At 73.8% G+C, this 13951-nt stretch carries 14 protein-coding genes and 3 tRNA genes; 10 read left to right on the plus strand and 7 right to left on the minus strand.

All coding sequences use genetic code 11. The annotated features are described in order from the left end of the window. The first annotated feature begins 10 nt into the window (after positions 1-10). Positions 11-586, plus strand: a complete 576-nt coding sequence (locus ACGFI9_RS12405) for a GNAT family N-acetyltransferase (RefSeq protein WP_393178032.1) — start codon at positions 11-13, stop codon at positions 584-586. 69 nt (positions 587-655) lie between these two features. After that, on the plus strand, positions 656-793 hold the full coding sequence (locus ACGFI9_RS12410; RefSeq protein ID WP_393178034.1) for a cellulose binding domain-containing protein: 138 nt from the start codon (positions 656-658) through the stop codon (positions 791-793). Positions 794-1000: 207 nt separating this feature from the next. Here the strand turns inward: ACGFI9_RS12410 and ACGFI9_RS12415 are convergent, their stop codons facing one another. Together ACGFI9_RS12415 and ACGFI9_RS12420 are read right to left on the minus strand one after the other, a co-directional pair. After that, positions 1001-1894 carry a 3-methyladenine DNA glycosylase gene (locus ACGFI9_RS12415; protein ID WP_393178036.1) on the minus strand — a complete coding sequence of 298 codons (894 nt, stop codon included), beginning with the start codon at positions 1892-1894 and terminating at the stop codon, positions 1001-1003. Between the two features lie 34 nt (positions 1895-1928). After that, complete coding sequence (locus tag ACGFI9_RS12420; protein WP_393178038.1) at positions 1929-3311, minus strand: hypothetical protein; 1383 nt, start codon at positions 3309-3311, stop codon at positions 1929-1931. Positions 3312-3514: 203 nt separating this feature from the next. Here ACGFI9_RS12420 and ACGFI9_RS12425 point away from each other — a divergent pair, with 203 nt between their 5' ends. The 4 genes from ACGFI9_RS12425 to ACGFI9_RS12440 all read left to right on the plus strand — a co-directional run bounded on the left by ACGFI9_RS12425 (position 3515) and on the right by ACGFI9_RS12440 (position 4974). Further along, on the plus strand, positions 3515-4318 hold the full coding sequence (locus tag ACGFI9_RS12425; RefSeq protein WP_154225113.1) for a fumarylacetoacetate hydrolase family protein: 804 nt from the start codon (positions 3515-3517) through the stop codon (positions 4316-4318). A gap of 106 nt (positions 4319-4424) precedes the next feature. Further along, positions 4425-4496 (plus strand) — tRNA-Gln (locus ACGFI9_RS12430). Positions 4497-4634: 138 nt separating this feature from the next. Continuing rightward, positions 4635-4707: transfer RNA gene (locus ACGFI9_RS12435), tRNA-Glu, on the plus strand. A gap of 191 nt (positions 4708-4898) precedes the next feature. Further along, positions 4899-4974, plus strand: a tRNA-Glu gene (locus tag ACGFI9_RS12440). 280 nt (positions 4975-5254) lie between these two features. Here the strand turns inward: ACGFI9_RS12440 and ACGFI9_RS12445 are convergent. Then, positions 5255-5941 (minus strand): IclR family transcriptional regulator, encoded by a 687-nt coding sequence (locus ACGFI9_RS12445; RefSeq protein WP_148797851.1) that lies wholly within the window; start codon positions 5939-5941, stop codon positions 5255-5257. Positions 5942-5990: 49 nt separating this feature from the next. On the opposite strand from ACGFI9_RS12445, the gene leuC reads away from it, so the two are divergent. The 3 genes from leuC (at position 5991) to ACGFI9_RS12460 (ending at position 8814) form a co-directional block, all read left to right on the plus strand. Then, positions 5991-7433: a 3-isopropylmalate dehydratase large subunit gene (gene leuC / locus ACGFI9_RS12450; protein ID WP_393178041.1), complete on the plus strand. Its 1443-nt coding sequence runs from the start codon at positions 5991-5993 to the stop codon at positions 7431-7433. 15 nt (positions 7434-7448) lie between these two features. After that, the gene (gene leuD / locus ACGFI9_RS12455; protein WP_393178043.1) at positions 7449-8036 is read left to right on the plus strand and encodes a 3-isopropylmalate dehydratase small subunit; all 588 of its coding nucleotides are present in this window, start codon (positions 7449-7451) and stop codon (positions 8034-8036) included. A 160-nt stretch (positions 8037-8196) separates the two neighbouring features. Continuing rightward, entirely contained in the window at positions 8197-8814 is a 618-nt protein-coding gene (locus ACGFI9_RS12460; protein ID WP_393178046.1) for an HU family DNA-binding protein, read from the plus strand. Positions 8815-8936: 122 nt separating this feature from the next. Here the strand turns inward: ACGFI9_RS12460 and ACGFI9_RS12465 are convergent, their stop codons facing one another. Genes ACGFI9_RS12465 through cofC form a run of 4 tightly spaced genes read right to left on the minus strand, consistent with a single transcriptional unit; the run spans position 8937 to position 13103 of the window. After that, the gene (locus tag ACGFI9_RS12465; protein ID WP_393178048.1) at positions 8937-9818 is read right to left on the minus strand and encodes an NUDIX domain-containing protein; all 882 of its coding nucleotides are present in this window, start codon (positions 9816-9818) and stop codon (positions 8937-8939) included. Between the two features lie 40 nt (positions 9819-9858). After that, complete coding sequence (locus ACGFI9_RS12470; protein WP_393178050.1) at positions 9859-12153, minus strand: RNA degradosome polyphosphate kinase; 2295 nt, start codon at positions 12151-12153, stop codon at positions 9859-9861. A 54-nt stretch (positions 12154-12207) separates the two neighbouring features. Beyond that, positions 12208-12405: a cold-shock protein gene (locus tag ACGFI9_RS12475; RefSeq protein WP_393178052.1), complete on the minus strand. Its 198-nt coding sequence runs from the start codon at positions 12403-12405 to the stop codon at positions 12208-12210. 53 nt (positions 12406-12458) lie between these two features. Further along, on the minus strand, positions 12459-13103 hold the full coding sequence (gene cofC / locus ACGFI9_RS12480; RefSeq protein ID WP_393178054.1) for a 2-phospho-L-lactate guanylyltransferase: 645 nt from the start codon (positions 13101-13103) through the stop codon (positions 12459-12461). A gap of 115 nt (positions 13104-13218) precedes the next feature. Here cofC and ACGFI9_RS12485 point away from each other — a divergent pair, with 115 nt between their 5' ends. Further along, positions 13219-13944, plus strand: a complete 726-nt coding sequence (locus ACGFI9_RS12485; protein ID WP_393178056.1) for a lysophospholipid acyltransferase family protein — start codon at positions 13219-13221, stop codon at positions 13942-13944. Positions 13945-13951 lie beyond the last annotated feature (7 nt).

Genomic DNA, 13951 nt, shown 5'->3' on the forward strand with positions numbered 1-13951 from the left:
AATTCGCCGCGTGCCGACCGACTTCTCCGTCAAGCCCACCCTGACCGGCGACCGGGTCCTGCTGCGTCCGCTCACCGCCGACGACGCCGTCGCCTTCGAGGCGATCCTGTCCGACCCGGAGGTGATCCGGCTCACCGGCAGCCCGCCGCAGGAACGGTTCGACCTGGACCGGCTGCGGGACTGGTACGGCAGCCGCAGCAGCCAGACCGACCGGCTCGACCTGGCGGTGGTGGACCGGACGACCGGCGAGTGCGTCGGCGAGGTGGTCCTCTACGAGTGGGACCGGCACAACGCCAATTGCACCTTCCGCACCCTGATCGGCCCGGCCGGCCGGAACCGGGGGCTGGGCACCGAGGCGGCCCGGCTCGTCGTCGGGTACGGCTTCGAGCAGCTCGGCCTGCACCGGATCGGGCTGCACGTGTTCGACTTCAACCCGCGCGCCCGCCGGGTCTACGAGAAGATCGGGTTCGTCGCCGAGGGCACCGAGCGGCAGGTGCTCCGCGACGGTGACGACTGGGTGGACGCCACGATCATGTCGATCCTCGCGCCGGAGTGGACGCGGCACCGGGGTCATCCGGCGGGCTGAGTCCGCGACCCGACCGTCCGGTTCACGCTGGCCGACGGCCAGCGGATCACCCAGGCGTGGGGCGCGGACGTGACGCAGAGCGGGACCTCTGTGACCGCCCGGAACGTGAGCTGGAACGGGGGGCTCGCCCCGACCGCCCAGACCACGTGGGGCTTCCTGGCCAGCGGCAATCCCGTCCTGGTCCCGCTGACCTGCGCCCCCGGCTGACCCCCGGACCGTGCCCGCCGGCGCGTCCGGCGGGCACGCGCGCCCGGTGTGCCCGGCCCGCCCGGTGACCCGCTCGGCTTGCGGGGAAGCGGGGTGTCGTGGCGCGCGGAAGGCACGCTTCGGCGCGAGCCGAGTCGATCATGCCGAGCCGGGCCCAGCCGGTCGGCGCACTCGACTCGGCCCGGTCGGCGTGCCGCGCCGGCCCGGTCAGGCGGTGCCGCCGAGCGGTGCGGAGCGGTCCAGGGCGGCGAGCAGCCGGGCCCGCAGCGTGGCGGCCCGCTCGGCGAAGCCGCGCTGGGCGGCGGCGTACTCGGCCCGGCCCTCCGGGGTTTCCACCCGCACCGGCGGGTAGCCCAGGTCGGCCAGGTCGTACGGGCTGGCCCGCATGTCCAGGGTGCGGATCTCCCGGGCCAGCGCGAAGCACTCCGCCACCAGCTCGGACGGCACCAGCGGGGAGAGCTTGTACGCCCACTTGTAGAGATCCATGTTGGCGTGCAGGCAGCCCGTCTGCTCCAGCGCGTGCTGGCTCTCCCTGGTGGGGGTCAGCAGGTTCAGCGGCCGGGCCGGCGCGGTGAAGAACCGGAACGCGTCGAAGTGGCTGCACCGTACGCCACGCTCCTCGACCACCGCGGCAGTGGCCGCCGGGCTCAGCCGCAGCGGCCAGGCGTTGTGGCGCACCTCGTCCTGGGTCTGCCGGTAGACCATCGCCCACTCGTGCATGCCGAAGCAGCCGAAGTGGGCCGGGCGGCCGGCGGTGGCCGCGAGCAGCGTACGGATCCAGGCGACCGACTCGGAGCGGCGGCCGCGTACCCGGTCGGTGTCGAGGGTGAGCCCGGCGGCGGTGGCGCGGTAGTCCGCGCCGAACTCGGCCGGGTCGGCGTCGCGCAGCACGACCCCCGCCCCGGGGTGCCAGCGGCGCAGCTGGGCGGGGCGGTGCGAGTAGTAGGTGAAGAGGAAGTCCTCCACCGGGTGCTTCACCCCGGCACGCCGGCGGGCCAGGTGCGGCGCCAGCCAGGCGTCGACCCGCTCCTCGTGGGCCCGGCGCCGGGCCTGCCAGTCGGCCGCGTCGAGGGCGGCGGCGGGGGCGAGGGCGGCGGTCACGGACCCCAGGGTACGACCGCCCCCCGGCCCCCGGTCAGGCCACGTCCACCCGGACCCCGGCGGAGAACACCCCGCTGCGCAGCTCCAACTGCTTCGGCGGATCGGTGCCGTGCATGGGGAAGACCAGCGGCAGGATCACCCGGCTGCCCGCGGCCACCGGTTTGGCGAAGACGTCCCGCCCGAGGTTGGCCACCCGGGTGGCGTCCTCGTCGGCGGCCACCCAGTTGCCCCCCGCCAGGTACGCCCGCTGCAACTGGCCGTGCCAGGTCTGCTCCTCCGAGGTGAGGTTGCGCACCCCGACCGTGGCCAGGCACTGCCGGCCGCCCGGCTTCAGCACCGGCAGGTCCGACGTGCCGCAGGCCATCCGGTAGACGGTGAACTCGAACGCGGCCTCGCGCAGCGGGGTGCCGACCGTCCCCGAGACGGTCTTGCCCGTCCACGCGCCGCTGGTCGGCTGTTTGGCGGTGTCGATCGCGGCGACCCGTTGGGTGGCCGTCCAGGCCGCCGCGCCCACCACGCCGGCCAGCACCGCGGCCGCGACCCCGACCACCATCCAGATCGGCGGGGTGCGTCGCCGTCCCGTCACCGCCGGCATGGCCGGGCGCGGGTAGATCGCCCCGCGGTCCGCCGGGCCGCCCGGCCCGCCCGCGACCGCCGGGGTGCGGGCGCCCGCCGGGCCGCCCGGCGCCACGCCCGGGCGCTGCCGGCGGCGCTGCCACCACCACCAGAGCCCGCCACCGACCACCACCAGCGCCGCGACCAGCGCGGCCAGCAGCACCGGCGGGCGTCGCCAGGCGGGCGCCGCCGTCACCTTCGCGGCCGGGGCCGCGACCGGCCCCGTCCAGGTCGCCGTGGCGCAGTCGTACGCCCGGGTGCCGTCGGTCCCGTACGCGCAGGCGGGCGCGGTCACGGACCGGCCGGAAGCGGTCGTGCTGAACGCGGTGTGCAGGGTGGTGGTGCTCCGCGCCGGCAGCCGGAGTCGCCAGCTCACCTCGTTCACCCCGGTCGACCCGATCGGGATGCTGGCCCGGCCGCCGCCGGTCACCGTGGTCGCCCGCGACCCGGCCGGCAGCTCCTGCCGCACGGTCGTCTCGACCATGCGGTCCCCGCCGTTGCGCACCTCGATCCGGTACCCGGGCGCCGGGGTGCTCGCCGCGGTCACCGCGACGGTGACCGGGGGCGTCGACATCTCGATCGGCGCCGCTCTGGTCGGGGCCACCGCGGGCGGGGCCGCCGGCACACCGGTCGGGATCGGGGTGGCGCGCTGCGCCGGCGCGGCGGGCGCCGCGGGTGCCGGGTGCGCGGGTGCGGCCGCCGCCCGGGGTGCCGTCGCGGGCAGCGCCGGTACGGCGGCGAGGACGCCCAGGCAGTTCACGAGCACGGCCAGGGCCCTGTGGTGTCGTCTCGATGCAGGCATACGAACGAACCTCCGGACCCGAAGCTATGGGCCCCGGCCCGCCGGGCGGGTACGAAGTCCGCATTCCCGCCCCGGCCGGCGGGGGCCGGCGTACCCTGTGCGCGCCCGGAGCCGGGCGGGGCCGCGTCGCCGGTGGCGGCGGCCGCGTGGGACGCGGCCGCGTCCGGCGTGGCCGGGCCGGCGGCCGGGGATAGATTGGCCGGGTGCGTATCGCTCGTTTCGCTCATGCCAAGGGAATGTCGTTCGGGGTCGTCGAGGGCGAGCCGGAGGCCGGGCCGCAGGGCCTGACCATCGCCGAGATCGAGGGACACCCGTTCGGCCAGATCCAGTTCTCCGGTGCCCGCTGGGCGCTCTCCGACGTCCGGCTGCTCTCGCCGATCCTGCCCAGCAAGGTGGTCTGTGTCGGCCGCAACTACGCCGAGCACGCCGCCGAGCACGGCAGCGAGGTGCCCAAGGAGCCGCTGCTCTTCCTCAAGCCCTCCACCTCGGTGATCGGCCCGCGGGACGCGATCCGCCTGCCGATCTTCTCCAAGCAGGTCGAGCACGAGGCGGAGCTGGCCGTGGTCATCGGCGCCCCCGGCGCGCGCCGGGCCGACCGGGCCGCCGCCGAGCGGGCCATCTTCGGCTACACCTGCGCCAACGACGTCACCGCCCGGGACCTCCAGCGCTCGGACGGCCAGTGGACCCGGGCCAAGGGCTTCGACTCGTTCTGCCCGATCGGGCCGTGGATCACCACCGGGCTGGACGTCTCCGACCTGGAGGTCCGCTGTGAGGTGGGGCGCAACCCTGAGGAGATGGAGGTACGCCAGCTCGGCCGGACCAAGGACATGGTCTTCGATGTTCCGGCCCTGGTGTCGTACATCTCCCACGTGATGACGTTGCTCCCCGGTGACGTGGTGCTGACCGGCACTCCGGCGGGGGTTAGCCCGCTCACGGACGGGGATACGGTCACCGTGCGGATCGAGGGGATCGGCGAACTCACCAACCCGGTGGTGCCCGTCGCCTGATCCGTCCGACGCCTCGTTTTCGCAGGTCAGGTGCGGTTCGGGGGGTTGGATTTGGCCTGTCGGCACCGGGAGGGTAAAGTTCATTCCCGGCGCCGCAAGGGGCCAATGGGGTATGGGGTAATTGGCAGCCCGACTGATTCTGGTTCAGTTAGTCTAGGTTCGAGTCCTGGTACCCCAGCGCAGCCGTGGATTCGCGAGAATCCCGGACGCTGGATTCTGCGGAGTTCCGCTCCCGCTCCTCGTGAGAGGGGCGGCAGATGATCTCTGCTAGAGTGCAGCTTCCTCGCCCCGGGCGGGCGGGGGAGCAGGAAGTTCTGGCCCCGTCGTCTAGCGGCCCAGGACGCCGCCCTCTCAAGGCGGTAGCGCCGGTTCGAATCCGGTCGGGGCTACAGCGTTGACAGCCCGTCCCACCCGTGGGGCGGGCTGTTTCGGTTTGCGTGGCTCTTCCACGCGGGCGGTTTCGTCGTGGCTGTTCCCCACGCCGGGCGCCGGCAGGTGACCCCCCTCGTCGGGCCCGGACGCGGTGCCGATAGACTACTGCCGCACCGCTCGTCAGGGCGGTGAAGCAGGAAAAGTGCCTGGCCCCGTCGTCTAGCGGCCCAGGACGCCGCCCTCTCAAGGCGGTAGCGCCGGTTCGAATCCGGTCGGGGCTACCACACCGAACGGCCCGTCTCGCTCCCGCGAGACGGGCCGTTCGCCTTTCCGGCACCCTGCCAGCCGCGACCACGAACGCACCCAAAGGCCCGCCGCCCACCCGTCGATGGAACGCCATGCGGGTCAAAAGCCCCGTTTGACCTCCGTTCCATTCGCGTCCGCGCGCCGCGCCCGCTCACGCCGGTCCGAAGACGATCGAGAGGTTGCGTCCCGGAACGCGGGATCCGTGACGCAAAGCTCTTGCTCGACGCGCCGGGGCGCGGGGGAGGGGCGGCGGGTGCGTCAGAGGCCGGAGAGGCGTTGGCCGGCGCGGACGACGGCCATCGCGTGGCGTTCGCCGGGGCGGCGGCCGAGGCGTTCGATCGGGCCGGAGATGCTGATCGCGGCGATGACCCGTCCGGTCCGGTCCCGGATCGGGGCGGAGACGCTCGCCACACCGGCCTCCCGTTCGGCCACGCTCTGCGCCCAGCCGCGGCGACGTACCTCGGCGAGGGTGCGGCCGGTGAACTTCGAGCGGGGGAGCAGCGGCATGACCGCCTCGGGCGGTTCCCAGGCCAGCAGGATCTGCGCCGCGGAGCCGGCCGTCATCGGCAGCACCGAGCCGACCGGCACGGTGTCCCGCAGGCCGCTGGCCCGCTCGGCCGCGGCCACGCAGATCCGCTCGTCGGCCCGGCGCAGGTAGAGCTGGGCGCTTTCCCCGGTGGCGTCCCGCAGCGCGCTGAGCAGCGGCTCGGCCGCGGTCAGCAGCACGTCCGGCGCGGCATTGGCCAGCTCGCCGAGCCGGGGGCCAGGGCGCCAGCGGCCCTGGGTGTCCCGGACCAGCATCCGGTGGATCTCCAGCGCCTGTGCGAGCCGGTGCGCGGTGGCCCGGGGCAGCTTGGTGCGTTCAACGAGTTCGGCCAGGCTGGCGCCGTCGACACAGGCGGCCAGGATGACCACCGCCTTGTCGAGAACGCCGACACCGCTCATACTGTGTCCCACAAGCCGAAATTTACCTCCCAGAATTTAGGATGTCCAGATGGTGGGAGTCACTCAACCGAGGACCCTGGCCGAGAAGGTCTGGGACGCGCACGTCGTCCGCTCCGCCGACGGCGAGCCGGATCTGCTCTTCATCGACCTGCACCTGCTCCACGAGGTCACCAGCCCCCAGGCGTTCGACGGGCTGCGCCTGGCCGGCCGCCGGGTGCGCCGTACCGACCTGACGATCGCGACCGAGGACCACAACACCCCGACCGGGTACGACGACCCGGCGTTCCGGTCCCGGCGCGGCGACCTGCTCACCATCGCGGACCCCACCTCCCGCACCCAGATCGAGACGCTGCGCCGCAACTGCGCCGAGTTCGGCGTACGGCTGCACCCGCTGGGCGACGAGAACCAGGGCATCGTGCACGTGATCGGCCCGCAGCTCGGGCTCACCCAGCCGGGCATGACGATCGTCTGCGGCGACTCGCACACCGCCACCCACGGCGCGTTCGGCGCCCTCGCCTTCGGCATCGGCACGAGTGAGGTCGAGCACGTGCTGGCCACCCAGACGCTGCCGCAGGCCCGGCCGAAGACCATGGCGGTGAACGTCACCGGCCAGCTCGTCCCGGGCGTCACCGCCAAGGACCTGGTCCTCGCCCTGATCGCCCAGGTGGGCACCGGCGGCGGACGCGGCCACATCGTGGAGTACCGGGGCGAGGCGATCCGGAACCTCTCCATGGAGGGCCGGATGACCATCGCCAACATGTCCATCGAGTGGGGCGCCAAGGCCGGCATGATCGCGCCGGACGAGACCACGTTCGCGTACCTGAAGGGGCGGCCGAACGCGCCGCAGGGGGCCGACTGGGACGCGGCGGTGGCGTACTGGCGGACCCTGCCCACCGACGAGGGCGCGACCTTCGACACCGAGGTCACCCTGGACGCCAGCCGGATCACCCCGTTCGTCACCTGGGGCACGAACCCCGGTCAGGGCGTGCCGCTGGGCGCGGCCGTGCCGGACCCGGAGGAGTTCGTCACCGAGCCGGAGCGGGTGGCCGCCCGCCGGGCCCTGGAGTACATGGACCTCGAGCCCGGCACGCCGCTGCGCGACCTCGCCGTGGACGTGGTCTTCGTCGGTTCCTGCACCAACGGCCGGCTGGAGGACCTGCGGGCCGCCGCCGACGTGCTGCGCGGGCACAAGGTCGCCGACGGCGTACGCATGCTGGTGGTCCCCGGCTCGGCCGCGGTGCGCGAGGCCGCCGAGGCGGAGGGCCTGGACAAGGTCTTCACCGACGCCGGCGCCGAGTGGCGCTTCGCCGGCTGCTCCATGTGTCTCGGCATGAACCCGGACACGCTGCAGCCGGGCCAGCGCTCGGCCTCGACCTCCAACCGCAACTTCGAGGGGCGCCAGGGCCGGGGCGGGCGTACCCACCTGGTGTCCCCGCCGGTCGCCGCCGCCACCGCCGTGGTCGGCCGGCTGGCCGCCCCCGCCGACCTGTAGAAGGGCAGCCGAGAGATGGACAAGTTCACCACCCACACCGGCACCGCCGTGCCGCTGCGCCGGTCCAACGTGGACACCGACCAGATCATCCCCGCCGTGTACCTCAAGCGGGTGACCCGGACCGGTTTCGCCGACGGGCTCTTCAACGCGTGGCGGGAGGACCCGTCATTCGTTCTCAACGATCCCGCCCATTCGGGTGCGTCGATTCTCATCGCCGGCCCCGAGTTCGGTACCGGCTCCTCCCGCGAGCACGCCGTCTGGGCGCTGCGGGACTGGGGCTTCCGGGCCGTGATCGCTCCCCGCTTCGGTGACATCTTCCGCGGCAACGCGCTGAAGGAAGGTCTCCTTCCGGTGGAGCTGGAATTGAAAGCCGTGGAAGAACTCTGGGATCTGGTGGAATCCGACCCCACCACCCCGATCACGGTCGACCTCACCGCCCGCGAGGTCCACGCCGGGGACGCCACCTGGGTCTTCCCGCTGGACGACCACAGCCGCTGGCGGCTGATGGAGGGCTTGGATGACATTGGACTCACCCTTCGGCACGAGGCCGAGATCAGTGCCTACGAGTCGTCCCGGCCGTCGTTCCTGCCCTCGGTCGCCTAACCACAGATAGCTTTTCGCCCCCACCGGCCCAGCCGGTGGGGGCGAATCCGTTACGACACAAGGGCTTTTTTCCACCGAATGTTTGTGTCCAGGCAGCACAGGGCATACCGTGCGCGCAGAATGGCTCGCGTCGAGTCAGTTGCACAATCGGGAGGAAGTCGTGAACAAGGCCGAGCTCATCGAGGCGCTCGCCGTTCGCCTGGGGGACCGGAAGACGGCGACGGCCGCGCTCGACGCGGTTCTCGCTGAGGTCCAGGCGGCGGTCACCAAGGGCGACAAGGTGGCGATCACCGGGTTCGGAGCGTTCGAAAAGCGCGTCCGAGGCGCCCGAACAGCGCGCAATCCGCGGACCGGCGAGGCGGTGAAGGTCAAGAAGACCTCCGTCCCGACGTTCCGTCCGGGCGCCGGTTTCAAGGAGATGGTGGCCAGCGGCAAGGTGCCGAAGGCCCCCGCCGCCGCGAAGAAGACCACCACGGCCGCCGCCAAGGCCACCGGGGCCAAGGCGGCCGCCGCGAAGAAGACCACCGCGGCCGGCGCCGCCAAGAAGACCACGGCGGCGAAGGCCACCAAGGCCGCCGCGACCAAGAAGGCCGCCGCGACCAAGAAGGCCGCGCCGGCGAAGAAGGCCGCCGCGACCAAGACCGCCGCGGCGAAGAAGACCGCGGCCGCCAAGAAGACCACGGCGGCCAAGAAGACCACCACGGCCAAGAAGACGACGGCCGCCAAGAAGGCGCCCGCGAAGAAGGCTCCGGCCAAGAAGGCCGCCACCCGGCGCTGACCGACCGTACGGCCTGGAAAGGGCGCTCACCGCTCGCGGTGGGCGCCCTTTCTCGTGCGTACGCGTTGACCGGCCGTCGCGCGGGCCGCTGCGCCACCCGAGGCGGCAGGAAGGGCCCTTTCCTACAGCCGGTCGGTGGCGAGCAGCCGGTCGCCGGCGAAGGCGAGCAGCCAGCCGCCGCCCTTCGGGGTGGTGAAGTCGTCGGCGCGGCCGGTCAACAGCTCCAGCATGCCCGGGATCAGCTTGCCCTGGCCGCACACCGCCACCGGGTCACCGGCGGCGGCCAGCCGGGCCAGCAGGGCCGCCCCCGCCAGCACGCACTCCTCGAGCTGCTGGCCGGGCCTCGGCTCGTCCAGCTCGCCGGCCACCTCGATGGGCAGGTCCAGCAGGGCGGCGGCCGGGTCGAGGGTCTGCACGCAGCGGCGGGCCGACGCGGAGAGCAGGCGTACCGGGCGGACCAGGGCCACCAGCGCGGCCAGGGCCTGGGCCTGCGCCCAGCCCTCCGCGTCCAGCGGCCGGCCGGTGTCCGGGCCGGTCCAGGTGCCCCGCTTGCCGGCGTGCGCGTGCCGGACCAGCAGCACGGTGCCGGTGACCGCCGGCAGCGCCGCGAACGCGGCGAGCACGTCGGCGTCGTGCGGGTAGCTGACCAGGCGTACCGCGGCGTCGACGGGGAGCCAGCGGACCTCGTCCACCTCGGTGTCGGGCTGGAAGCCGCCGGCCGCCACGGCCCGCATCGACCAGTAGTCGACCGCCTTCGGCCGGCCCTCGCTGCGGTAGCGGACCGTGGGCAGGCGAACCTGCGGCACCGCCCGGACGTCGGTCTCCTCGGCCATCTCGCGGACGGCGGCGCGCAACGGATGCTCGCCCCGATCCAACTTGCCCTTCGGCAGCGACCAGTCGCCGTACCGGGGACGGTGCACGAGGCAGACCTCGACGCCGGTGGCCCCCGGACGCCAGGCCACCCCGCCCGCCGCCCGGATCTGCGCCGGCTCGTCGTCGCTCATCCGCTCACCGTACGGCCGGCCGCCGCGCATCGTGGTCCGGTCAGCCCGCCGTCCCGCCGACCCGGTGCAGGAGCAGCTCCTGGAGGTCGGTCAGCGGCGTGTCGTCGGTCCCGGTACGCCGGTGCCAGGTGCCGTCCCCGGCCAGCTCGAACGCGTCCACCTCGGGGCTGAAGGCGGCGGAGAGCACGTGGTCCAGCTCGGCCCGGGCCACCGGGTCGCTCACCTGCACCAGCGCCTCCACCCGGCGGTCCAGGTTGCGGTGCATCAGGTCCGCCGAGCCCATCCAGAACTCGCCGTCGCCGTTGTTGCCGAACCGGAAGATCCGGGAGTGCTCCAGGAACCGGCCGAGGATCGAGCGGACCCGGATGTTCTCCGACAGCCCCGGCACCCCGGGCCGCAACGTGCACATGCCCCGGATCAGCAGGTCGACGTGGACGCCGGCGCGGGACGCCCGGTAGAGCGCGTCGGTGATCTCTTCGTCGACCAGCGCGTTCACCTTGAACTGCACCAGCCCCGGCATGCCGAGCCGGACGTGCTCGATCTCCCGCTCGATCCGCTCGATCAGGCCGCGCCGGATGCCCTGCGGGGCCACCAGCAGCCGCCGGTACGCGGTCTGCCGGCTGTAGCCGGTCAGCACGTTGAACAGGTCGGTCAGGTCGGCGCCGATCTCCGGGTCGGCGGTGAGCATGCCGAAGTCCTCGTAGAGCCGGGCGGTCTTCGGGTGGTAGTTGCCGGTGCCGATGTGGCAGTAGCGGCGGATCTGGTTGCCCTCCTGGCGTACCACCAGCGCGGTCTTGCAGTGCGTCTTCAGCCCCACCAGGCCGTAGACCACGTGGCAGCCGGCGCGTTCCAGGGTGCGTGCCCAGCCGATGTTCGCCACCTCGTCGAAGCGCGCCTTCAGCTCCACCAGCACCACCACCTGCTTGCCGGCGGCGGCCGCGTCGACCAGGGCGTCGACGATCGGCGAGTCCCCGCTGGTGCGGTAGAGGGTCTGCTTGATGGCCAGCACGTTCGGGTCGGCGGCGGCCTGCTCGACGAAGCGCTGCACGCTGGTCGCGAACGAGTGGTACGGGTGGTGCACCAGCACGTCGCCGTCCCGCAGGGTGGCGAAGACGCTGCGCGGCACCTCGCCCTCGGTGAGGCGCGGGTGGGTGGCCGGCACGAACGGCGGGTCCTTCAGGTCGGCGCGGTCGGTCTCGCCGTACACCTGCCACAGCGCGGAGAGGTCGAGCAGGCCCCGCACCCGGAGCACGTCGTGGCCGTCCATGTCCAGCTCGCGGACGAGCAGCTCCAGCATGTGGTCGGAGATGGAGGCGGCCACCTCCAGCCGGACCGGCGGGCCGAACCGGCGGCGGGCCAGCTCCCGCTCGAGGGCCTGGAGCAGGTCCTCGTCGCGGTCCTCGTCCACCTCCACCTCGGCGTTTCGGGTCACCCGGAACAGGTGGCACTCCACCACCTGCATGCCGGAGAAGAGCTGCCCGAGGTGCACCGAGATGAGGTCCTCCAGCGGCAGGAACCGCACCCCCGGCTGGTCGCGGGCCACCCGGACGAACCGGGGCACGTTGTTGGGCACCTTGACCCGGGCGAACAGCTCCGGACCGCCGTCGGGGTCGCGGACCGACACCGCCAGGTTCAGCGACCGCCCGGAGATGTACGGGAACGGGTGCGCCGGGTCCACCGCGAGCGGCGTGAGCACCGGGAAGATGTGCTCCCGGAACCAGGTCCGCAGCCGCTCCCGCTCGGCGTCGTCCAGGTCGCTCCAGCGCAGGATCCGGATGTCCTCCTCGGCCAGCCTGGGCAGCACGTCGTCGACGAAGCAGGCGGCGTGCCGGGCCACCAGGTCGGCGGTCTTCTCCGCGATCAGCTCCAGCTGGGTACGCAGCGGCAGCCGGTCGCCACCGCGGACCGGCAGGCCGGCGGAGAGCCGGCGCTTCAGCCCGGCCACCCGGACCATGTAGAACTCGTCGAGGTTGCTGGCGAAGATGGCCAGGAACTTGGCCCGCTCGAGCAGCGGGGTGCGGGGGTCCTCGGCGAGCGCCAGCACCCGGGCGTTGAAGTCGAGCCAGGAGAGCTCGCGGTTGAGGAAGCGGTCCTCGGGCAGCGGCTGCGCGGCGGGCGGCGCGGCGTCCGGCCCGAGGCCCGGGCCCTCGACCGGGTCGAGCGACTCCTCCAGGCCGGCGGAGTCGGCGCCGGCCGGCTCGCCGCTGAGGTCCTCCTCCGGCGCGCGCAGCGCGCGGAAGCGGCCGTCGGTGCCGCGGGGCCGGGCGCCGTTGCGGGGCGCGGCCGGGTCCAGGAGGTGGGAGGCGCGCTCGGGCTGCTCGCGAGGGGTGCTCACCACCTCATGATTCCCCGATAACGGTGAACAGAAAATGAACTCCGGGCAGGTCGATCAGGGCATCGTCGGCAAAGTCACCCGGACGACCTCGCCGGCGGCGTCCCGCTCGATCCGGACCCGCTGCCCGAGCCGGAGCAGCCGCAGCCCGGAGGCGTCGAAGGCGCGGGTCGGGAAGGGCAGTTCGGTGCCGTCGTCGAGGAGCAGCACCCCGCTGCGGGTCGACGCGTCGTAGGTCGCCACCGTGCCCTGCATGCCAGCACCGTAGCGGATCCCGCGGCCGCCCGGTGTCGGCCGCCGGGGACCGGTCAGCCGGGGGCGGTGGCCGCGCGGGCGCCGAGCAGCGCGGCGGTGCGCGGACCGAGGCCGAGCCGGGCCGCCGCGGCCAGGTCGGCGGCGGTGTCCACGTCCCGGCGCAGGGTGGGCCAGTCGCCGCGCAGCGGCAGCGCCCCGCCGGCCGCGTGCGCCCCGGCGGAGCCCACCCCGAAGCGGGGTTCCAGCGCCACCCCGACCGGCGCGGCGAGCAGCACGGTGCCGGTGCCCGGGGCGTCGGCCACGAACCCGCGTACCCCCGGCGGGCCGGTGGGGACGGCCCGCAGCGCCGCGGCCAGCTCGGCCGGCTGCAGCGCCGGCAGGTCGGCGGTGAGGCCGACCACCGCGGCGCGCGGGCCGGCCACCGCCGCGCCGTGCCGGAAGGCCGCGTTCAGCCCGCCCGCCGGGTCCGGCACCACCCGGGCGCCGGCCGCGGTGACCTCCGCCGCCACCCGGGGGTCGTCGGTCACGACCAGCACCTCGGCCACCGCCGGGCAGCCCCGCACCGCGCGGACCGTGTCGGCCGCCAGGGCCAGCGCCAACTCCTCGTGGGGTACGCCGGGCAGCGCGCCCCGCAGGCGGCTCTTCGCCGCCCCGAGGCGCTTCACCGGCACCACCACGGTCCAGCTCGGCTCGGGCACGTTCCCATCCTGCCAGTCGGGCGGCGGTACCCTCACTGGCCGGACCCGGGGCGAGCAGGCATGATTTCGTCGCGGGACGTGGGCGCGTGGTCGGGGCACGAGGAGGGGGACGCGGGTGGCGCGGCGGAAGGTGGGATTCTGGCCACGGCTGGCCGTGGTGCTGGTCAAGCCGGTGCTGACGGTCTGGACCCGGCGCACCTGGCGGGGCATGGAGCACCTGCGCCGCGACGGCGGCATCATCATCGTGCCCAACCACATCTCGCACGCGGACCCGCTGGTCTGCGCGCACTTCATCTACGACTCGGGGCGCTGGCCGCAGTTCCTCGGCAAGGCCAGCGTGTTCCGGGTGCCGGTGATCGGCTGGATCCTGCACCGGTGCCGGCAGATCCCGGTGGAGCGCGGCACCGTTGACGCGGTCAAGTCGCTGGACCGGCTGGTCGAGGCGTTGAACGAGGGCGGCGCGGTGGTGATCTACCCGGAGGGGACGATCACCCGCGAACCGGACCTGTGGCCGATGAAGGGCAAGACCGGCGCCGCCCGGTTGGCGCTCGCCACCGGCGCGCCGGTGATCCCGGTCGCCATGGTGGGGCCGGAGCGGATGTTCGACCCGAAGACCTCCCGTTTGCGGCTGCGCCCCCGGACCCCGGTGACCGTGGTCGCCGGGCCGCCGGTCGACCTGAGCCGCTGGGCGGGCGCCACCCCGTCCCGGGTGATCCTCGAGGAGATGACCGACACGATCATGCTGCGGATCCGTGACCTCGTCGCCGAGATCCGCGGCGGCACCCCACCCCCGCTCTGGGCGCGTCCCGCCCGCACGCGTACGCCCGAGGTGAGTGAATGAGCGAGCG

This window comes from Micromonospora sp. NPDC048930 (genome assembly GCF_043197935.1).
Taxonomy (GTDB): Bacteria; Actinomycetota; Actinomycetes; order Mycobacteriales; family Micromonosporaceae; genus Micromonospora.